Source organism: Pantoea coffeiphila (assembly GCF_016909495.1).
Classification (GTDB): domain Bacteria; phylum Pseudomonadota; class Gammaproteobacteria; order Enterobacterales; family Enterobacteriaceae; genus Erwinia; species Erwinia coffeiphila.
Genome location: NZ_JAFBFW010000005.1, coordinates 309902 through 330015 on the forward strand (window position 1 = coordinate 309902; position 20114 = coordinate 330015).

The 20114-nt window shown below is 56.7% G+C and carries 16 protein-coding genes and 1 other annotated feature; of the genes, 10 read left to right on the forward strand and 6 right to left on the reverse strand.

Annotated features, from left to right (window positions below):
• Positions 1-3 precede the first annotated feature (3 nt).
• Together uca and atzF are read right to left on the reverse strand one after the other, a co-directional pair.
• Positions 4-3621 (reverse strand): urea carboxylase, encoded by a 3618-nt coding sequence (uca, locus tag JOE09_RS17730; protein ID WP_205066670.1) that lies wholly within the window; start codon positions 3619-3621, stop codon positions 4-6.
• Positions 3614-5416, reverse strand: coding sequence for an allophanate hydrolase (atzF, locus tag JOE09_RS17735; protein ID WP_205066671.1), 1803 nt, complete (start codon positions 5414-5416; stop codon positions 3614-3616). The genes uca and atzF overlap by 8 nt, the downstream gene beginning before the upstream one ends.
• 262 nt (positions 5417-5678) lie before the next feature.
• Here atzF and sltY point away from each other — a divergent pair, with 262 nt between their 5' ends.
• Positions 5679-7601 carry a murein transglycosylase gene (gene sltY, locus JOE09_RS17740; protein WP_205066672.1) on the forward strand — a complete coding sequence of 641 codons (1923 nt, stop codon included), beginning with the start codon at positions 5679-5681 and terminating at the stop codon, positions 7599-7601.
• A 100-nt stretch (positions 7602-7701) separates the two neighbouring features.
• Positions 7702-8034 (forward strand): trp operon repressor, encoded by a 333-nt coding sequence (gene trpR, locus JOE09_RS17745; RefSeq protein ID WP_105594795.1) that lies wholly within the window; start codon positions 7702-7704, stop codon positions 8032-8034.
• Here trpR and yjjX read toward each other — a convergent pair.
• The gene (gene yjjX, locus JOE09_RS17750) at positions 8031-8555 is read right to left on the reverse strand and encodes an inosine/xanthosine triphosphatase (RefSeq protein ID WP_200545125.1); all 525 of its coding nucleotides are present in this window, start codon (positions 8553-8555) and stop codon (positions 8031-8033) included. The two genes, trpR and yjjX, sit on opposite strands and share 4 nt — an antisense overlap.
• 49 nt (positions 8556-8604) lie before the next feature.
• Here yjjX and gpmB point away from each other — a divergent pair, with 49 nt between their 5' ends.
• Positions 8605-9252 (forward strand): 2,3-diphosphoglycerate-dependent phosphoglycerate mutase GpmB, encoded by a 648-nt coding sequence (gpmB, locus tag JOE09_RS17755; RefSeq protein WP_105594793.1) that lies wholly within the window; start codon positions 8605-8607, stop codon positions 9250-9252.
• Between the two features lie 40 nt (positions 9253-9292).
• Here gpmB and robA read toward each other — a convergent pair whose 3' ends face one another.
• Complete coding sequence (gene robA, locus JOE09_RS17760) at positions 9293-10171, reverse strand: MDR efflux pump AcrAB transcriptional activator RobA (RefSeq protein WP_205066673.1); 879 nt, start codon at positions 10169-10171, stop codon at positions 9293-9295.
• A gap of 214 nt (positions 10172-10385) precedes the next feature.
• On the opposite strand from robA, the gene creA reads away from it, so the two are divergent.
• A complete protein-coding gene (gene creA, locus JOE09_RS17765; RefSeq protein WP_205066674.1) occupies positions 10386-10862 on the forward strand; it encodes a protein CreA in 477 nt (158 codons plus the stop codon).
• 77 nt (positions 10863-10939) lie between these two features.
• Here the strand turns inward: creA and arcA are convergent, their stop codons facing one another.
• Positions 10940-11656 carry a two-component system response regulator ArcA gene (arcA, locus tag JOE09_RS17770; protein ID WP_105594790.1) on the reverse strand — a complete coding sequence of 239 codons (717 nt, stop codon included), beginning with the start codon at positions 11654-11656 and terminating at the stop codon, positions 10940-10942.
• Between the two features lie 612 nt (positions 11657-12268).
• Here arcA and JOE09_RS17775 point away from each other — a divergent pair.
• From JOE09_RS17775 to thrC, 5 genes are all read left to right on the forward strand, one after another.
• Positions 12269-12967 carry a tRNA/rRNA methyltransferase gene (locus tag JOE09_RS17775; RefSeq protein WP_205066675.1) on the forward strand — a complete coding sequence of 233 codons (699 nt, stop codon included), beginning with the start codon at positions 12269-12271 and terminating at the stop codon, positions 12965-12967.
• A 193-nt stretch (positions 12968-13160) separates the two neighbouring features.
• On the forward strand, positions 13161-13232 hold the full coding sequence (thrL, locus tag JOE09_RS17780; protein ID WP_105594825.1) for a thr operon leader peptide: 72 nt from the start codon (positions 13161-13163) through the stop codon (positions 13230-13232).
• Positions 13168-13289 (forward strand) — a sequence feature (Thr leader region). It overlaps the preceding gene by 65 nt.
• Before the next feature lie 24 nt (positions 13290-13313).
• Complete coding sequence (thrA, locus tag JOE09_RS17785; protein WP_205066676.1) at positions 13314-15776, forward strand: bifunctional aspartate kinase/homoserine dehydrogenase I; 2463 nt, start codon at positions 13314-13316, stop codon at positions 15774-15776.
• Positions 15777-15778: 2 nt separating this feature from the next.
• The gene (thrB, locus tag JOE09_RS17790; RefSeq protein ID WP_200545131.1) at positions 15779-16708 is read left to right on the forward strand and encodes a homoserine kinase; all 930 of its coding nucleotides are present in this window, start codon (positions 15779-15781) and stop codon (positions 16706-16708) included.
• A 3-nt stretch (positions 16709-16711) separates the two neighbouring features.
• A complete protein-coding gene (gene thrC, locus JOE09_RS17795) occupies positions 16712-17998 on the forward strand; it encodes a threonine synthase (protein WP_205066677.1) in 1287 nt (428 codons plus the stop codon).
• A 110-nt stretch (positions 17999-18108) separates the two neighbouring features.
• Here thrC and yaaA read toward each other — a convergent pair whose 3' ends face one another.
• On the reverse strand, positions 18109-18885 hold the full coding sequence (gene yaaA, locus JOE09_RS17800) for a peroxide stress protein YaaA (RefSeq protein WP_205066678.1): 777 nt from the start codon (positions 18883-18885) through the stop codon (positions 18109-18111).
• Between the two features lie 266 nt (positions 18886-19151).
• Between yaaA and tal the strand changes: the two genes are divergently transcribed.
• Positions 19152-20105, forward strand: a complete 954-nt coding sequence (tal, locus tag JOE09_RS17805; RefSeq protein ID WP_105594784.1) for a transaldolase — start codon at positions 19152-19154, stop codon at positions 20103-20105.
• Positions 20106-20114: the final 9 nt, after the last annotated feature.

Below are 20114 nucleotides of genomic sequence, written 5' to 3' on the forward strand. Positions count from 1 at the left end.
TCCTTATTCCAGCCACAGCAGCGCATCGCCCGGGCTGACCGGACGGCCTGACTGACAGCCAATGCGTTTTACCCGACCGGCCTGCGGTGCGTTGATGGCCAGCTCCATTTTCATCGCCTCTACCACGATCAGCGGCTGCCCGGCCTCCACGACGTCACCTTCCTGCACCAGAATTTTCCAGATGTTGCCGTTCATATCGGCACTGACCTGCAGGGCGCTGTCGTCCTCTTCCGGCGGCAGCAGATTCTCGCGGCTGCTGAGCGGCGCACCTTCCTCTTCCTGCGCCCACAGTGCGACTTCGGCATCAAAGGCGCTGGCCTGGCGGCTGCGGAAGGCAGCGATGGACCCGGCGTTATCGGCGAGGAACTGCGTGTGTTCCGCAAAGTCGAATTCGCCGTGTTCAATACGCACGCTGGCGCGGCCTTCGCGGAAATCATCACGCAGCACGTCCAGCTCGGCTTCGCTGACCGGATAGAAGCGCACCTGGTCGAAGAAGTGCAGCAGCCAGGGTTCGTTGGCGGCAAACTGCTCGTTTTTCAGGAACTTGTTCCAGATTGGCAGCGTGCGGCCCACCAGCTGATAACCGCCGGGGGAGTCCATACCGTAGATGCACATATACATGCCGCCGATGCCGACGGTGCCTTCGGCGGTAAAGGTTCGCGCCGGGTTGTACTTCGAGCTCAGCAGGCGGTGACGCGGGTCAATCGGCACCGCGCACGGTGCGCCGAGGTAAACGTCGCCCAGGCCGAGGATCAGATAGCTGGCGTCGAAGATCGTATCTTTCACCTCATCGCGGCTGCTGAGGCCGTTAATACGCTGGATAAAATCAACGTTGTTCGGTAACCACGGCGCGCTGGCTCGGACGGTTTCCTGGTAGCGTTCCACCGCGCCTAACGTCGCGCTGTCTTCAAAGGCCATTGGCAGATGCACGATGCGCGACGGCACCTTCATCCGGCTGACGTCACCGAGATTTTTCTCAAGATCCTGTAGCAGCGTCATCAGCTGTTTCTGGCTGAGAATGCGGCTGTCGTAGCGTATTTGTAGCGAGCGCACGCCGGGGGACAGCTCTTCAACGCCGGGCTGGCCGTACTCGCGCAGCGCGGTCATCAGCAGATGGATACGCAGGCGTAGCGCCAGGTCCAGCACGTTATCGCCGTATTCCAGCAGGATGTAATTGTCACCCGCCTGGCGCCACACCACCGTTGGTGTGGTGGCGGTGGCTTTCAGTGAGCCGAGAATGGTGGCGGAACCATGCGCCGTTTCTGCCAGCGACGGCACCTCAAAACTCGGCAGATGCAGCGCGCTCAGGTTTTCCACGCTGCGGGCCTGAGCCTGCTCCAACGCATGGGCTTCTTCCGCACTAATCGGATGGAAGCGCAGGCGATCGCCCGGTTTTACCTGGCCGACTTTCCACAGCTCGGCTTTGGCGATGGTCACCGGGCAGACGAAGCCGCCAAGGCTCGGTCCGTCGCGGGTGAGGATCACCGGGAAGTCGCCGGTAAAGTTGATCGCGCCGATGGCGTATTCGCAGTCGTGAACATTGGAAGGGTGCAGCCCGGCTTCGCCGCCGTTATCACGCGCCCAGCCGGGTTTTGGCCCCACCAGGCGTACGCCAAGGCGGTTTGAGTTGTAGTGGACGTGCCAGTCGCTGGCAAAGAACTCATCAATCGACTGCTGGGTAAAGAAGTCGGGTGCGCCGTGCGGCCCGTAGAGTACGCCGATGCGCCACTCATCGCCGTAGACCGGCTGTGCGGCCACAGGCAGCGCCCGGGGTTCGCTGACCGGTGCCGGGGTCGTGCAGGCTTCCAGTTCGGGCTGCGAAATCGCCAGCATATCGGCAACGCGCAGGGTGCGCCCGGCGTGGCCGCCAAACTGGCCGAGGGCAAAGGTAGAACGGCTGCCGAGGTATTCCGGCACATCGAAACCGTTACGCACCGCCAGATAGGTACGGCAGCCCTGCTGCGCACGACCTAATGTCAGCGTCTGGCCTGCTTTCACCGCCAGCGGCTGCCAGTAAGCAACCTCTTCATCGTCCAGCTTGGCCGGGCAGCGCGCACCGGTCAGGGCGATCAGTGCATCGCTGTGGAAGCGCAAAGTCGGTCCCTGTAGCGTGAACTCCAGTGCGGCGGCTTCTTCCGCGTTGCCGACGATGCGGTTAGCCAGTTGGAAAGCGTAATCATCCATCGGGCCGGAAGGCGGCACACCGATATCCCAGTAGCCGAGGCGGCCCGGATAGTCCTGAATACTGCTCCAGGTGCCCGGTTGAATCACTTCAATTACCGGCGACGCGGCGCTGAAGCTGTCCAGCATGCGCGTCCACACCTTGCCGCTGTGGAAGGCCTCCGTGGCGACGACCTGGCGCAGATAGTCGAGGTTGGTGGCGATGCCGTGCAGGCGAGTCTGATTCAGCGCGGTCTGCATTTTCTTCAGCGCCGCCTCGCGGTTTTCGGCATGGACGATTAGCTTGGCGATCATCGGATCGTAGAAGGCGGAAACTTCGGTGCCGGTGGTAATCCAGCTGTCCACGCGCACATCGCCCGGGAAGCTGACTTCGGTCAGTACGCCAGGGCTGGGCTGGAAGTTCTTCAGCGGATCTTCCGCGTAGATACGTACTTCGATAGAGGCACCCTGCGGGGCCTGAGCCATCCGCGTCCAGTCGGGTTGTTCGCCCGCCGCGACCTGCAGCATGCACTCCACCAGGTCCAGACCGGTGACGCATTCGGTGACCGGATGCTCCACCTGCAGTCGGGTGTTCACTTCGAGGAAGTAGAATTCGTCGCGGGCGGCATCGTAGATATATTCCACGGTTCCGGCGCTGCGGTAGTTCACCAGCTCGCCCAGCTTTACCGCAGATTCCAGCAGCGCGCTGCGTGTGGCGGCGGGCAGGCTGGGTGCCGGGGTTTCTTCCACCACTTTTTGGTTGCGGCGCTGTAAGGAACAGTCGCGTTCGCCGAGGGCAATCACTTTGCCCTGACCGTCGCCGAAGATTTGCACCTCAACGTGGCGGGCGCGATCGATGCAGCGTTCCAGGAACACGCCCGCATCGCTGAAGAACTGCTCGCCCAGGCGGCGGACGCTCTCCCAGGCGCTGCGCAGTGCGGCGTCGTCCTCACAGCGGGTCAGGCCGATGCCGCCGCCGCCCGCGGTGCTTTTCAGCATAACCGGGTAGCCAATGCGCTCCGCGGCGGCCAGCGCTTCCTCCAGCGAGGCGAGCAGCGGCGTGCCGGGTGTCATCGGTACGCCTGCGGCAGCGGCCAGTTCACGCGCACGGTGCTTCAGGCCAAACTCGCCGATCTGATGCGCGGTCGGGCCGATAAAGACCACGCCAGCCTCTTCGCAGGCGGCGGCAAACGGCAGACTTTCGGACAGAAAACCGTAGCCCGGCCAGATGGCCTGAGCGCCAGTTTCCAGCGCGGCATTGAGGATCTTGTCAATTTTCAGGTAGCTGTCGCTGGCTTTTTCGCCGCCCAGCGCAATCGCAATATCGGCATCTTTCACGTGCTGGGAATTCCGATCCGCATCGGAGAAAACGGCCACGCTGGTAATCCCCAGGCGCTTCAGGGTGCGGATGGCGCGGCAGGCGATTTCGCCACGGTTGGCGATCAGTACGGTATTAAACATGTGACGTCTCCTGACGGGCCAGCCAGTTGCGCCAGCCACCGAATGCGGTGATTTCAGTTGCCTCTGCCAGTGCCGCCGGTTCGCAGATAAAGCCCTTCACGGTGCGGCCATCGGCCAGTTCCAGCGTTCCAATACCCAGCGGGGCCGGGATTTCTGCAACAAACTCGCCGAAGCGGGCCAGCGGGATATCCCACAGCTCAACGGTAATTGCTGCGCCCGCGCTGTCTTTCGCCAGGCCGGGTTTCGCCGGTGTGGCGTTAGCCAGCGCATACAGCCGGTAGCAGGCGGCGGTGGTGGTTTCTTCCACCAGCACGGCATCGCGGCGGGTCAGCTGGTGGTTCAGCGGCATGCCGGTCAGGTGGGCACCCACTACCGCAACGCGCACGTGCAGTGGAGACGCGGGTAATGACGTTCTGGACGCGGGCTGCGGCAGGCCGGTCGCACCGAGGCTGAGCGCCTGCTGTTGCTGCCAGCGGCGACCAAATTCTGCCAGCGCGCGGTCGTACCAGGCTGGTGCGATAACGGTGATCCCGGCAGGCAGCCCGTCGGCACGGAACGGGCCGGGAAGCGCCAGCGCGGACAGGTCTGCGAGGTTGGTAAAGTTGGTGTAGGTGCCGAACTGCGAGTTGTAACGCACCGGCTCCTGCTTCATCTCTTCCAGGGTATGAATGGTCGGTGAGGTCGGCACCACCAGCGCATCAAACTGGCTCAGGGTCTGCTGGATCTGACGGGTCAGCTCGGCGCGCAGGTACTCGGCTTTAAAGGTATCCACCGCGCTGTAGTTATGGCCGCTGTTAACGATGCCGTACACCACCGGGTCCATCTCCTCCGGGCGGTTGAGCATGTCGCCGACGGCCACGGTACGTTCGGCCACCCACGGGCCGTAGTAAAGCTGTTCCGCCAGCTGGTGGAACGGGGTGAAATCAATGGGATGCAGCGTTGCGCCCCCGGCAGTGAGTTCTGCCAGTGCGGCTTCCCACGCGGCGGCGGCCTTTGCATCGCCGAAGAATTCCGGGATGGCCGGAATAGCCAGGCGCGGCGCGGCGGAGAGGGCGGCCGGAGCCAGGCCCGGGTCAATGCGTGAATAGGCATCCTGGCTGTCGTAGCCTCCGGCGCAGCTGGCGACGAGGAAGGCATCCTCCACCGTCAGGGCGAAAATCGAAATGGTATCGTTCAGGCGGCAGGCGGGCAGCATGCCGGTCGCCGACAGCCAGCCTTTGGTCGGCTTCAGGCCGACGATGTTGTTGAACCCGGCGGGAACGCGGCCGGAACCGGCGGTATCGGTCCCGAGGGCAAAACCGACCAGGCCGCGCGCGGTTACCGATGCGGAGCCGGAGCTGGAACCGCCGCTGACGTATTCCGGGTTAAAGGTGTTGCATACCGCGCCGAACGGCGAGCGCGTGCCGACCAGCCCGGTAGCGAACTGATCGAGATTGGTTTTGCCAATGACCACGGCACCGGCGGCCTTCAGCCTGGCTACCGCAGTGGCATCGGCTGCGGCCTGATAAGTGAAGGTCGGGCAGGCGGCGCTGGTTGGCCAGCCTGCGACATCAATATTGTCTTTAACCGCGAAGGGAACGCCAAACAGCGGCAGCGACGCGGGGTCCTGCTGCCAGGCCGCCAGCAGCGGTTCAACCTGCGCCCGCAGTTGGGCGGGAGAAGCAAGGTACAGCCAGGCATTATCGGCGGTAGAAAGCCCGGAGAGCAGCGACTCCAGCGTGGAGAGCACCGAATCAGGATGCTGCTGATAGTGATGCTGCCAGTCCTGTAACGTAAATCCTGTGGTTAAAGCCATATGTTGAATTCCGTCTGGTATACAAGATGGAATTCAATAGAGCAAAGGATGTGCCATGTTTTTAATTGATTGAATTTTATTGTTTTTAATTCATCCCTGCGCTGAGCGTGCACAATCAACGCGCAGCGAATGAGCAAAAATGGGGCGCAGAAAGGATTTCGGTAAATATTTGTTCGTCACGTGGCACAACCGGCTGTACCTGGTTAGCATGAAGGGGGTAGTTTTGGGTGTTCAGGATTAACAAAGTAAGGTGGGGAAGGTCATGGCGGACAAGTGGCAGTTGTGGACAGTGGCATCCTGTTTGGTGCTGGCGGCAGGCAGTGTGCAGGCGGATTCGCTTGATGCGCAGCGCACCCGGTATTTGCAGATCAAGCAGGCCTGGGATAGCAAACAGATGGATACCGTGGCACAGCTGATGCCCACTTTGCAGGATTATCCGCTTTATCCCTATCTGGAGTATCGCCAGCTGGCACAGGATCTCGGTCAGGAAACCGGGCTGGCGGTGAACGCCTTTATTCAACGCTATCCGACACTGCCACCCGTGCGCTCGCTGCCCGCCCGTTTTGTTAACGAGCTGGCGCGGCGTGAAGACTGGCGCGGGCTGCTGGTCTTCAGCCCCCAGGCTCCCAAACCCGTTGCCGCGCGCTGTAACTGGTACTACGCCAAGTGGGCCACCGGCGAGCAGCAGGTCGCCTGGCAGGGAGCTAAAGAGATCTGGCTGACCGGCTCGTCGCTGCCTGCCACCTGCGACAAACTGTTCAGCGTCTGGCAGCAGGCAGGAGAGCAAAATCCGATCACCACGCTGGAGCGCATCCGCCTGGCGATGAAAGCGGGCAACGGCAGCCTGGTGAACTATCTGGCGAAGCAGCTGCCTGCGGACTATCAGACCATCGCCAGCGCGGTGATGAATCTGCAAAACGATCCGATGACAATTCAGACCTTCGCGGCCAGCGTGGGTCCAACCGATTTTACCCGCCAGGCGACGGCGATTGCGTTCGCCAGCGTGGCGCGCACCGATGCAGAGCAGGCCCGGCAGATGATCCCTTCACTGGCGGTGCAGCAGAAGCTGGACGAGCAGCAGGTGCAGGAGCTGAAAGAGGCGGTAGCCTGGCGGCTGATGGGCAACGACATTACCAGCGAGCAGGGCCGCTGGCGTGATGACGTGGTGATGCGCAGTGATTCGACCTCGCTGGTTGAGCGCCGGGTGAGGATGTCGCTGGGCAACAACGATCGCCGTGGCTTAAACACTTGGATTGCTCGCCTGCCGGTGGAGGCGAAAGAGAAAGACGAGTGGCAGTACTGGCAGGCTGACCTGCTGCTTGAGCGCGGGCGCAATGAGGAAGCCGAGGGCATTCTGCGTAAGCTGATGCAGGAGCGCGGCTTCTATCCGATGGTGGCCGCGCAGCGGCTGGGCGTAGAGTATCCGCTGCAGATCGATAAGGCTCCGGCGGTTGACGCTGCGCTGACAACCGGTCCGGAAATTGCCAGGGTGCGCGAACTCATGTACTGGGGCATGGATAATCTGGCGCGCAGCGAGTGGAGCTATTTGATCGGCAGCCGCACCGCCGGTCAGCAGCAGATGCTGGCCAGCTACGCGCTGAAGCAGGGGTGGTGGGATCTTAGCGTGCAGGCGACTATTGCAGGTAAGTTGTGGAACAGCCTGCAGGAGCGCTTCCCGCTGGCCTGGCAGAGCCAGTTTGAGCGCTACATCAGCGGAAAAAGCATACCGCAAAGCTATGCAATGGCGATTGCACGGCAGGAGAGTGCCTGGAATCCGAAAGCCCGCTCGCCGGTAGGTGCATCCGGATTGATGCAGGTGATGCCGGCAACCGCTCAGCATACGGTGACCAAATTCGGCATCAGCGGCTACAGCAATAGCAGCCAGCTGCTTGATCCGGAAACCAATATTCAGATTGGGACACAATATCTGGAATCGGTTTATCAGCAGTTCGGGCAGAACCGCATCTTTGCGTCTGCTGCCTATAACGCCGGTCCGGGGCGGGTAAGAACCTGGCAGGGCAACAGCGCCGGGCGTTTAGATCCGGTGGCCTTTATTGAAACCATTCCGTTTTCAGAAACGCGCGGCTATGTGAAAAACGTGCTGGCCTATGATGCCTATTACCGTTATTTCCTCAATAAACCGGACAAGCTGTTTGCCGACAGCGAGTGGCAACAGCGTTATTAAGGTGCTTTCCGGGCCGCAGCGGCTGATAGCAGTTGCGGCTTCAAGTATGGCGGGGATGATGCTACACTTCTGTACTAGTTAAATAGTATGGTTGCCCATCATGACCGATGATTCTCCTGTTCCGGTATCCGTTGAACCCCCAAATGAAGACTGGCTGCGCTTTGTTGTGCTGATGCAGCGCGCCTATCAGAGTGAGCTGCATCTGCCGCTGCTCCAGCTGATGCTGACTCCGGATGAGCGTGAAGCGTTAGGAACCCGGCTACGGATTGTGGAGGAGCTGATGCGCGGTGAGATGAGCCAGCGCGAGCTTAAAAATCAGCTGGGTGCCGGCATTGCCACGATTACCCGTGGATCGAATAGTCTGAAAAGTGCGCCACCAGCCCTGAAAGCCTGGCTGGAAGCGCAGCTGCTGAACGGCAGCGATCGGGTTTAAACCGGCTGGCTGTAAACGTCGTTATGGAAAGGACAGAGGGCGAGGATCAGCGCCTGATGATAAACGCTGGTGCGGGACAGATGCCCGGCGGTGAAGGCGCCGATAGCGCCGCCTTTCTGTTTGATGTTATCAATACCGGTCAGGCGTGCCATCTCTTCGCCCAGCTCGCGCCCTTCACGAATCCCTTTCATTACAACCGCCGGCAGCGTAAAGCTGGCAGAGCGGGATTCACCGCGTAGTTTATGGTTTTCAATCACCATCCAGGCGAAAGCGGTGTCCTCTTCGATCCCGGCTTCAATCGCCACCCAGAAGTCGGCTTCAGGTCGGACCTGTCTGGCATTCATCACTCTTTGACGTGCGCCAGTTCGCGTTTCTGCATTTGTCATGGGCTGTGCCGCTACGCCGCTGTCGACCTCTACACCCTCGATGTGGCAGGATCTTTCTCCGAAAATATCGCTGAAGGCCTGAGTAATTGCCCTAATTTTGGCTGGATTGCTGGTAGCAGCGACAACATGGTACATAATTGGTTGAACCCTTTACGTAAATAATCGCAGTATAACGGAAAAACGTATGTTACAGGTCTATCTTGTTCGCCACGGAGAAACGCTGTGGAATGCCGCACGGCGCATTCAGGGGCAGTCAGACAGTGCGCTGACTGCAAAAGGAGAATTACAGGCGCATCAGGTGGGTGAGCGGGTTAAAAGCCTCGGTATTACCCATGTCATCGCCAGCGATCTGGGCCGTACCCGCCGTACTGCTGAGATTATTGCCGATGCCTGCGGTTGCGATGTGACCGTCGATCCCCGCCTGCGCGAGCTGAATATGGGCGTGCTGGAGCAGCGTGCGCTGGATTCCCTCACGCCGGAAGAAGAACGCTGGCGTAAGACGCTGGTGGACGGCACCGTAGATGGGCGTATTCCTGAAGGGGAATCAATGAGTGAGATGGCCGATCGTATGCATCAGGCCCTCAATGCCTGCCTTGAACTGCCTGCCGGTAGCCGCCCGCTGCTGGTCAGTCACGGCATGGCGCTGGGCGTATTGCTGAGCACTATTTTGGGTCTGCCTGCCAATGCAGAACGTCGGCTGAGGCTTCGCAACTGCTCAATTTCTCGCATCGAACATCAGGAAAGCCCGTGGCTGGCATCCGGCTGGGTAGTGGAAACCGCTGGCGATATTACCCATCTTGATGAACCGGCGCTTGACGAGCTGCAGCGCTGAGCAAAAAGGGCCGGAGTGACCGGCCCTCGCTGTTTCCCATTTATTCCGGTGTGCGCCGGATAGGGATCAGATATTCGCAGCGAATTTCAGTCGGTGGCTCAGCGCGTTTTTTGCCACCGTGAGTGTAAAAGCGCTCAATATCCTGGCCGTTGCGTCGTGTGAGATGCAGCATTGGCATACAGGTGCCGTACAGCAGCAGGACAAACTCCTGTAATCCGCTGGTTGATCCCTCATAGGTAAACTGTACATAGTCTCCCCCTTCCAGTGTGACCGGCTGCGCTGATTGTAGCTGGCTGGTGTTCTGGTCGGGCATGACTGCTGTTGTGTAGAGTATCTCCTGCTCATCATCTTTTTCAGAACTGGGGTGCGACTGGTGTAAGCCATACAGCACCGGTGGGACAGTATCCGTTTCGGTCAAAAACTGGCGCCAAAAATGCACGCGCATATCATCACGAAAACGGGAGATCTGTTCCAGCGTGCAGGTATAACTCTGCGTCTGTCCCAGTAATGTTGTTTCAGGCATGCTAACCCACGTTGGCTCCGGGAGTTTAAATTCTCCCAGGCGGATGGGTGGGCGAAGCCCTGAAGCATTCCAGTCAGATGAACGGCGATACCAGGCTGGAGTCTGGGTAAATTGCTTTTTGAAGGCCCTGGTAAAGGTTTGTTGGGAATCAAAACGATACTGCAAAGCGATGTCCAGAATCGGACGGCTGGTCAACCTCAGGGCGACCGCCGCTTTTGACAAACGACGCGCACGAATATATGCACCAATGGCATGCTCCGTGACATCTTTAAACATTCTTTGCAAATGCCATTTTGAATAACCCGCCTTTGCCGCGACGTTATCTAACGACAGCGGTTGATCCAGGTGGCTCTCCAGCCAGACAAGCAAATCTCGAATGATACCGGCTTGGTCCATTAAATCGTCCTCATTCTACTCAGTTCAGTGTTGCAACAAATAAAGCAAAGTCGGTGGATAGTAGCACTAAATGCAAAATTAAAGTACGCGGTTATAGTTTTAAGAATGTGCTAAATCAATTGCTCATTGAATAGTTCGCGTGAGTAGCGGTGAGCTATGTATGTCACCCAAGATGACTTACAATGTCGGCTATTTTCTTTGAAATGGTAACGTCATGACAATTAAAAAATTGTTAATAGTCGCTTCAGTCGCGCTGGTTTCATTCTCTCTACAGGCTGAAGAGATTGGCTCTGTTGACACGGTTTTCAAACTATTTGGCCCCGATCATAAAATTGTCGTAGAGGCATTTGATGATCCGGATGTGAAGAATGTGACCTGCTATCTGAGCCGCGCAAAAACTGGCGGCATCAAGGGTGGGCTGGGGCTTGCCGAGGATACGTCGGACTCGGCAATTTCCTGTCAGCAGGTTGGCCCTGTTACGCTTTCCGATAAAATCATGCAGGGGAAATCAAACGGAGAAGTGGTTTTCCGCAAGCGTACTTCGCTGGTATTTAAAAAGCTGCAGGTTGTCCGTTTCTATGACAAAAATCGTAATGCTTTAATCTATCTGAGTTATTCCGATAAGGTTGTTGATGGTTCGCCAAAAAATGCACTCAGCGCCGTGCCAATTATTCCGTGGGGAGGAAAGTGATCTGCGGAACCGCATGATTTTTAGATAAAAAAATGGGCCGAATAAATTCGGCCCATGAATACTTAATACGATTTCCGTTAATCTTCTAGATCGCCACAGAAGCGATAACCTTCACCATGAATAGTGGCGATAATCTCAGGTGTATCAGGAATTGATTCGAAATGTTTACGAATTCGGCGAATGGTGACATCAACAGTGCGATCGTGCGGTTTCAGTTCGCGGCCTGTCATTTTTTTCAGCAGGTCAGCACGGGTTTGAATTTTTCCCGGATTTTCGCAGAAGTGCAGCATCGCACGGAACTCGCTGCGCGGTAGCTTGTACTGCTCGCCCTGCGGGTTGATCAGAGAGCGGCTGTTAATATCCAGCTCCCAACCGTTGAAGCGGTAGCATTCTACCAGTTTACGCTCTTCGCTTACCGCGGCCAGATTCATGGTGCGCGACAGCAGGTTACGGGCACGGATGGTCAGTTCGCGCGGGTTAAACGGCTTGGTGATGTAATCATCTGCGCCGATTTCAAGACCGAGAATCTTGTCAACTTCGTTGTCGCGCCCGGTCAGGAACATCAGGGCGACATTGGCCTGCTCACGCAGTTCACGAGCCAGCAACAGGCCATTTTTACCGGGCAGATTGATGTCCATAATGACCAGATTGACGTCGTTTTCCGTCAGGATCTGGTGCATTTCGGCACCATCCGTAGCTTCATAAACCATGTAGCCTTCGGCTTCAAAAATACTTTTGAGTGTATTACGAGTGACTAATTCGTCTTCAACGATAAGTATGTGCGGGGTCTGCATGTGTTCGCTACCTAAAATTGCCAACAAAACTGGAACAGGACATACCGCCGTCGCGAGGCTGATGTGAAAAATCAGCGATAAAAGAACAGCAGTACAGAATAATTTTCTTGATACACCTTAGTTACTGTCAACAACATGGTCAGCGTAGCCAAACGGGTGGCGTCTGAATGCCCCGGCAGTGCAAATACGGCATACATCCTAACTGCAATAACGGCAACATAACAGCACTGGCAACAACCATTAAGCAATAAAGTAACGCTTAGTTGACTTATATCAAACCAATTGTAGCACGTTAACAGTTTTGTGAAAAACTCTTCCCAGAATGCCAGCTTAGCTCACAAACAGAGCCAAATGCTAACGATTAAGGATGAGAGGTTAATCTAACGTTTACTATACATTTAACAATTGTTACTTAATTGATAAAACTGATTTTATTTACGTAACATCAGGTTTTTATTGCTTATTCAACAGAATGCTAGTGTAACATCAGATTCTTCTCTTTTAAATTGCTACCACTCGGCTGTTGGCGAGTTGTTAAATATCAGCGTCTGTCATTTGTGCCTTCGGCATGGCAAAGTACCCGCTCTGGTTTTGTTAATAGTAAAGGCGGTTATGCGTTTCCCTCTTATTCTTGTTTCTCCTGCTCGTCCTGAAAACGTCGGTGCCGCTGCGCGTGCGATGAAAACCATGGGATTTAGTGAGTTACGTATTGTCAGTAGCGATGTCCATCTTGATGATGCCGCCAGACGGGTTGCCCACGGAGCCTGCGAGATCCTCGATAATGCCACGCACTGGGATTCGCTGGCCGCCGCGCTTGAGGATATCGATTTCAGCATTGCCACCACGGCCCGCAGTCGTGCAAAGTTTCGTTACTACGCCACGCCACAGCAGGTACAAACCGTACTGGAAGAAAAGCAGCAATGGATTGGCAGCGCCGCACTGGTATTTGGCCGTGAGGATAGCGGCCTGACCAATGAGGAACTGGAGCTGGTCGATCTGCTGACCGGGGTCCCGATGGCCGGGGACTATCCGTCGCTGAATCTGGGCCAGGCGGTGATGGTCTACTGTTACCAGCTATCTGCGCTGCGCCAGGTCAGTGCTGCCGCCGAGCCTGCGGCAGAGGTTCCCCAGCTTGCTGCACTTCGCCAGCGTGCGCAGCTGCTGTTGGAGAAACTGGACGTAGCGGGTGACGTTAAACTGGCGGACTGGCTACAGCAGCGGCTGGGTCTGCTACAGCAGCGAGATACGGCAATGCTGCACCGTTTACTTCACGACGTGGAAAAAAAGCTGGCAGATAAAAACGCTGGCTAATGCCGAATTGATGGCGTGATTTACTGCCATCCATCGCAGGGATAACAGAACAGATCGGCATCAGGCTAAATTTGTCTCAACTGACGTCGCCGGGCCGATAAGGCGCAGGCGATAAAAAAATTGACTTAGTGGGGCAATTGCTTTACTTCTGAAGGCCGACAGATTTTACAGACAGACAGACGATAAATCTAAAATGCGTAAAAACAGCCTGATTACCACAATCATTATTACCACCACCATTACCACAGGTAACGGTGCGGGCTGACGCATAAAGAGTAAAATAGAAAAAAGCCCGCACCTGAACAGTGCGGGCTTTTTTTTGGTGAAAATTCAGGAGAGTTTGAACATGCGAGTGCTGAAATTCGGTGGAACCTCGGTAGCCAATGCGGAAAGATTTCTGCGTGTGGCTGACATTCTGGAAAGCAATGCAAAGCAGGGACAGGTTGCTACCGTATTGTCCGCGCCAGCAAAAATTACCAATCATCTGGTGGCGATGATTGAAAAAACCATCGGTGGCCAGGATGCCGCGCCGAATCTCAGCGATGCCGAACGTATTTTTGCTGAGCTGTTGCAGGGACTGGCTGATGCCCAGCCGGGCTTCGATTTTGACCGCCTGAAGAGCGTGGTCGATCAGGAGTTCACCCAGCTTAAGCAAGTTCTGCACGGGATTAGCCTGCTGGGACAGTGCCCGGACAGCGTTAATGCTGCCATCATCTGCCGCGGTGAAAAACTCTCAATTGCCATTATGGAAGGGCTGCTCCAGGCGCGCGGCTACGGCGTCAGCGTGATCAATCCGGTAGAGAATCTGCTGGCGATTGGTCACTATCTGGAATCAACCGTGGATATTGCGGAATCGACCCGCCGCATCGCTGCCAGTAAAATCCCGGCCAGCAATATGGTGCTGATGGCCGGTTTCACCGCCGGTAACGAGCGCGGCGAACTGGTGGTGCTGGGCCGTAACGGTTCTGACTATTCTGCTGCGGTGCTGGCCGCCTGTCTGCGTGCCGACTGCTGCGAGATCTGGACTGATGTTGACGGCGTCTATACCTGCGACCCGCGTCAGGTCCCGGATGCAAGGCTGCTTAAGTCAATGTCGTATCAGGAAGCCATGGAGCTTTCCTACTTCGGCGCTAAAGTTCTCCATCCTCGCACTATCGCTCCTATCGCCCAGTTCCAGATCCCCTGCCTGATAAAAAATACCGCCAACCCACAGGCTCCAGGTACGTTAATCGGTGACAGTGCCAGCGATGATGACACGCCGGTAAAAGGCATCACCAACCTGAACAATATGGCGATGTTCAACATTTCCGGCCCGGGAATGAAAGGCATGGTTGGCATGGCGGCGCGCGTATTCGCCACCATGTCCCGCAGCGGTATCTCAGTGGTGTTGATCACTCAGTCATCATCGGAATACAGCATCAGCTTCTGCGTATCTCAGAGCGAGCTGTCGCGGGCCCGTAAAGTGCTGGAAGACGAATTTTATCTGGAGCTGAAGGACGGCCTGCTGGAGCCGCTGGATGTGATGGAGCAGCTGGCGGTGATCTCCGTGGTCGGCGACGGCATGCGCACGCTGCGCGGCATCTCGGCCAAGTTCTTCTCCGCGCTGGCGCGTGCCAACATCAATATCGTTGCTATCGCTCAGGGTTCTTCCGAGCGCTCTATCTCCGCCGTGGTCAGTAATGATGAAGCGACCACCGGCGTGCGCGTAGTGCACCAGATGCTGTTCGCCACCGATCAGGTGATTGAGGTGTTCGTGATCGGTAGCGGCGGTGTCGGCGGTGCGTTAATCGATCAGATTAATCGCCAGCAGGCCTGGCTGAAGAACAAACATATCGATCTGCGCGTTTGCGGTATTGCTAATTCCCGGGCGCTGCTGACTAACGTTCACGGTATTCCGCTGGAAAACTGGCAGGAGCAGCTGCAGACGGCAAAAGAGCCGTTCGATCTGGACAGGCTGAAGCGCCTGGTGAAGGAATATCACCTGCTGAACCCGGTGATCGTTGACTGTACGTCGAGCCAGCAGGTTGCCGATCGCTACGCTGATTTCCTGGCCGATGGCTTCCATGTGGTGACGCCGAACAAAAAGGCCAATACCTCGTCGTATAGCTATTACCAGCAGATGCGTGCGGCAGCGGCGAAATCACGCCGTAAGTTCCTGTACGATACCAACGTCGGTGCCGGTCTGCCGGTGATCGAGAACCTGCAAAATCTGCTGAACGCCGGTGACGAACTGATTCGCTTCTCCGGTATTCTCTCCGGCTCGCTGTCGTTTATTTTTGGTAAGCTGGACGAAGGCGTATCGCTCTCTGCGGCCACGAATATGGCACGTGAGATGGGCTTTACCGAGCCGGACCCGCGCGACGATCTTTCCGGGATGGACGTGGCGCGTAAGCTGTTGATCCTTGCGCGTGAAGCGGGCTATCAGCTGGAGCTGGATGATATTGAGATCGAAGCGGTGCTGCCGGAAGAGTTTACCGCCATTGCCGATGTCGATACTTTTATGGCGCGTCTGCCGGAACTGGATGATGCGTTTGCCGCCAGGGTTGCCAGCGCGCGTGACGCGGGTAAAGTCCTGCGCTTCGTCGGTGCGATTGAAGAGGGCGGCGTCTGTAAAGTGAAGATTGATGCCGTGGACGGTAACGATCCTCTGTTTAAAGTGAAAAACGGCGAAAACGCGCTGGCCTTCTACAGCCGTTACTATCAGCCAATTCCGCTGGTGCTGCGTGGTTACGGTGCCGGTAATGATGTGACCGCGGCGGGCGTGTTTGCCGATCTGTTACGCACTCTGTCGTGGAAGTTGGGAGTTTAAACATGGTTAAGATTCATGCCCCTGCCTCAATTGGCAACGTCAGCGTCGGCTTCGACGTGCTGGGGGCGGCGGTATCGCCGATTGACGGTACGCTGCTGGGCGACTGCGTCAGCGTGGAAGCGGCTGACGAGTTCAGCCTGCGCAATGAAGGCAGTTTCGTCAGCAAACTGCCCGCCGATCCGAAAGAAAATATTGTTTATCAGTGCTGGGATCGCTTCTGTGAAGCCATCGGTAAGCGCGTGCCGGTGGCCATGACGCTGGAAAAAAATATGCCGATTGGCTCCGGCCTCGGTTCCAGCGCCTGCTCGGTGGTGGCCGGTTTGATGGCGATGAACGAGTTCTGCGGCAAGCCGCTGAATGATACCGAACTGCTGGCGCTGATGGGCGAGCTGGAAGGGCGTATTTCCGGCAGCGTGCACTACGATAACGTTGCGCCGTGCTTCCTCGGCGGCATGCAGCTGATGCTGGAAGAAAACGGCATTATCAGTCAGTCCGTGCCAGGCTTTGATGACTGGCTGTGGGTGATGGCGTATCCGGGGATCAAAGTCTCTACCGCCGAGGCGCGCGCGATTTTACCCGCGCAGTATCGCAAAGAGGATATTATTCGCCACGGCCGCTACCTCGGCGGCTTTATTCATGCCTGCCATACGCAGCAGCCAGAACTGGCCGCGAAGCTGATGCAGGACGTGATTGCTGAACCTTACCGTACCCGACTGCTGCCCGGTTTTGCCGACGCGCGCGAGGCCGCAGCCGATATCGGCGCGCTGGCCTGCGGTATTTCGGGTTCAGGGCCGACGCTGTTTGCCGTATGCAATCAGCTGGATACGGCACAGCGGATGGCGGACTGGCTTCGCCAGAACTATCTGCAAAATGATGAAGGCTTCGTTCATATTTGTCGTTTAGATACGGCAGGCGCACGTAAACTGGGATAACGCATGAAACTGTACAATCTTAAGGATCACAACGAGCAGGTTAGCTTCGCCCAGGCGGTGAAGCAGGGGCTGGGTTCACAGCAGGGCCTGTTCTTTCCGCTGGAATTACCGGAATTCGAACTGACCGATATTGATGCACTGCTGGAGGAGGACTTCGTCACTCGCAGCAGCAAGATCCTGTCGGCGTTTATCGGCGATGAAATTCCAAAAGAACAGCTGCTGGCGCGTCTGAAAACCGCCTTTACCTTCCCGGCGCCGGTTGCCAGCGTGACTGACGATATCGCGTCTCTGGAACTGTTCCACGGTCCGACGCTGGCTTTTAAGGACTTTGGCGGCCGCTTTATGGCGCAGATGCTTTCCCACGTCAGCGATGCAGATGAGAAGATCACCATTCTGACCGCGACTTCGGGTGATACCGGTGCCGCAGTGGCTCATGCTTTCTACGGCATGGAAAACGTGCGCGTGGTGATCCTGTATCCGCAGGGTAAAATCAGCCCGCTGCAGGAAAAACTGTTCTGTACCCTGGGTGGCAACATCCAGACTATCGCTATCGACGGTGACTTTGATGCCTGTCAGGCGCTGGTTAAGCAGGCCTTTGACGATGAAGAGCTGAAAAAGGCGATTGGCCTGAACTCGGCTAACTCGATCAACATCAGCCGCCTTCTGGCGCAGATCTGCTACTACTTCGAAGCCGTTGCCCAGCTGCCGCAGGAAAAACGCAATCAGCTGGTGATTTCGGTGCCAAGCGGTAACTTTGGCGACCTGACCGCGGGTCTGCTGGCCAAATCACTGGGCCTGCCGGTGAAGCGTTTTATCGCCGCTACCAATGCCAACGATACCGTGCCGCGCTTCCTGGCCGACGGTCAGTGGACGCCAAACACCACCGTTGCCACGCTGTCTAACGCGATGGATGTGTCGCAGCCAAACAACTGGCCGCGCGTGGAAGAGATCTTCCGCCGTAAAACCTGGCGTTTGCAGGATCTGGGCTTTGGTGCGGTGAGTGATGAAACTACCAAAGAGACTATGCGCGAGCTGGCCGACCTTGGCTATATCTCAGAACCTCACGCGGCGATTGCCTACCGTCTGCTGCGCGATCAGCTGCAGGAAGGGGAGTTTGGTCTGTTCCTCGGCACCGCGCATCCGGCGAAGTTTATCGAAAGCGTGGAAGCGATCCTCGACCGCAAAATTCCTCTGCCAGAAGCATTAGCCGAACGTGCCGATCTGCCGCTGCTGTCGCATAAGATGAAGGCCGAATTTGCCGATCTGCGTGAATTCCTGCTGAAGAAGTAATTTGTGCCGGGGCAGAAAAGCTTCGCCCTTAGCTATCTCGCTGATTAGCCGCTCACAGTCGGTTAATCAGCGACAAAACGGAGGGGGTATCGCCCACTCCGTTTCTTTTTTCAGGCCACTTCCCGCCGCTTAAACACCAGCTCATTCCCCTTGCTGCCGTCGGCATCGTAAACGTATCCGTCAACATCAAACTTTTTCAGCTGCTCGGGCTTCGTCAGGCGGTTCTGAATAATGTAGCGGCTCATCAGGCCGCGCGCTTTCTTGGCGTAGAAGCTGATGACTTTGAACTTGCCGTTCTTCTCATCGAGGAACACCGGCTTGATAATCTCGCCGTTCAGCTGCTTAGGTTTTACAGATTTGAAGTACTCGTCGGAAGCGAGGTTCACCAGCACATCATCGCCCTGCGCAGCCAGTGCATCGTTCAGCGCCAGGGTCAGCCGGTCGCCCCAGAAGCTGTAGAGGTCTTTGCCCGCCGGGTTTTCCAGCTTAATCCCCATCTCAAGACGATAGGGCATCATTAAGTCCAGCGGGCGCAGCAGGCCATACAGGCCGGAGAGCATGCGCAGGTGCTGCTGGGCATAGTCAAAGTCATCTTCGCTAAAGCTTTCCGCCTGCAGGCCGGTGTACACATCGCCTTTAAACGCCAGAATGGCCTGGCGCGCATTTTCCGGGGTGAATTCCGGCTGCCAGTCATTGAAGCGCTCCGCGTTCAGCACCGCCAGCTTGTCGCTGATATGCATCAGTGAGCCAATCTGCGCCGGGGAAAGCTGACGCGCAACGGCGATCAGTTTCTGTGACTCCTCCAGCAGCGCGGGCTGGGTAAAACGTTTGGTCGCCAGCGGGCTTTCATAGTCCAGCGTTTTTGCGGGGGAAATTACCATCAACATGATCGGGGGTCCTTGTGCATCGCGAAAAATTGCCAGTGCATACTGTAGCAAAAAAGCGTTAATAGAGGACAAATCGCTGTCATTGGTGGATCTGCTGATTCATCGTAAAGAAACGGAAAAAGCCCGTTTGTGTTGAGGTTTTATCCCCCTGTGGCACAGGGTTTTATGGTTGTTGCATGGCGGGGTACGCGTGCTATCATCCGGGGCAGACATTTTCAACACCCTGACAAATCAACCTTGTTTCAACCTTGATGAGAATGACAACTATGACGGACAAATTATCCTCCCTGCGTCAGATCACTACCGTTGTTGCCGATACCGGCGACATCGCTGCGATGAAACTCTACAAACCGCAGGATGCAACCACTAACCCTTCTCTGATCCTCAGCGCTGCCCAGATCCCAGAATACCGCAAGCTTATCGATGAAGCCGTTACCTGGGCGCGCGAGCAGAGCAGCGACAAAGAAGCGCAGGTTTCTTTTGCCGCGGACAAACTGGCCGTCAACATCGGTCTGGAAATCCTTAAGCTGGTTCCGGGTCGTATCTCTACCGAAGTGGATGCACGTCTGTCTTACGACACCGAAGGCAGCATCGCGAAAGCGCGTAGCCTGATCAAACTGTACAACGATGCCGGCATCAGCAACGACCGCATCCTGATCAAACTGGCTTCGACCTGGCAGGGCATCCGTGCCGCCGAGCAGCTGGAAAAAGAAGGCATCAACTGTAACCTGACCCTGCTGTTCTCCTTCGCTCAGGCGCGCGCCTGTGCTGAAGCTGGCGTGTACCTGATCTCGCCATTCGTTGGCCGTATCCTCGACTGGTACAAAGCTAACACCGATAAGAAAGAGTACGCGCCGGCTGAAGATCCAGGCGTGATCTCCGTGACTGAAATCTACGAATACTACAAGCAGCACGGTTACGAAACCGTGGTGATGGGCGCAAGCTTCCGTAACGTAGGTGAAATCATTGAACTGGCCGGCTGCGACCGTCTGACCATCTCTCCGGGCCTGCTGAAAGAGCTGGCTGAGACCGAAGGCAGCATCGAGCGCAAACTGTCTTACACCGGTGAAGTGAAAGCACGTCCGGCGAAAATGACCGAGTCTGAGTTCCTGTGGCAGCACAACCAGGACCCAATGGCGGTTCAGAAACTGGCTGAAGGCATCCGTAACTTTGCCGTAGACCAGGGCAAACTCGATAAGATGATTGCTGACCTGCTGTAATTCCCGCTA

Bases quoted from the DNA above. Each gene is read 5' to 3' on its own strand.
- uca (WP_205066670.1), bottom strand. From the start codon at position 3,621: ATGTTTAATACCGTACTGATCGCCAACCGTGGCGAAATCGCCTGCCGC.
- atzF (WP_205066671.1), bottom strand. From the start codon at position 5,416: ATGGCTTTAACCACAGGATTTACGTTACAGGACTGGCAGCATCACTAT.
- sltY (WP_205066672.1), top strand. From the start codon at position 5,679: ATGGCGGACAAGTGGCAGTTGTGGACAGTGGCATCCTGTTTGGTGCTG.
- trpR (WP_105594795.1), top strand. From the start codon at position 7,702: ATGACCGATGATTCTCCTGTTCCGGTATCCGTTGAACCCCCAAATGAA.
- yjjX (WP_200545125.1), bottom strand. From the start codon at position 8,555: ATGTACCATGTTGTCGCTGCTACCAGCAATCCAGCCAAAATTAGGGCA.
- gpmB (WP_105594793.1), top strand. From the start codon at position 8,605: ATGTTACAGGTCTATCTTGTTCGCCACGGAGAAACGCTGTGGAATGCC.
- robA (WP_205066673.1), bottom strand. From the start codon at position 10,171: ATGGACCAAGCCGGTATCATTCGAGATTTGCTTGTCTGGCTGGAGAGC.
- creA (WP_205066674.1), top strand. From the start codon at position 10,386: ATGACAATTAAAAAATTGTTAATAGTCGCTTCAGTCGCGCTGGTTTCA.
- arcA (WP_105594790.1), bottom strand. From the start codon at position 11,656: ATGCAGACCCCGCACATACTTATCGTTGAAGACGAATTAGTCACTCGT.
- JOE09_RS17775 (WP_205066675.1), top strand. From the start codon at position 12,269: ATGCGTTTCCCTCTTATTCTTGTTTCTCCTGCTCGTCCTGAAAACGTC.
- thrA (WP_205066676.1), top strand. From the start codon at position 13,314: ATGCGAGTGCTGAAATTCGGTGGAACCTCGGTAGCCAATGCGGAAAGA.
- thrB (WP_200545131.1), top strand. From the start codon at position 15,779: ATGGTTAAGATTCATGCCCCTGCCTCAATTGGCAACGTCAGCGTCGGC.
- thrC (WP_205066677.1), top strand. From the start codon at position 16,712: ATGAAACTGTACAATCTTAAGGATCACAACGAGCAGGTTAGCTTCGCC.
- yaaA (WP_205066678.1), bottom strand. From the start codon at position 18,885: ATGTTGATGGTAATTTCCCCCGCAAAAACGCTGGACTATGAAAGCCCG.
- tal (WP_105594784.1), top strand. From the start codon at position 19,152: ATGACGGACAAATTATCCTCCCTGCGTCAGATCACTACCGTTGTTGCC.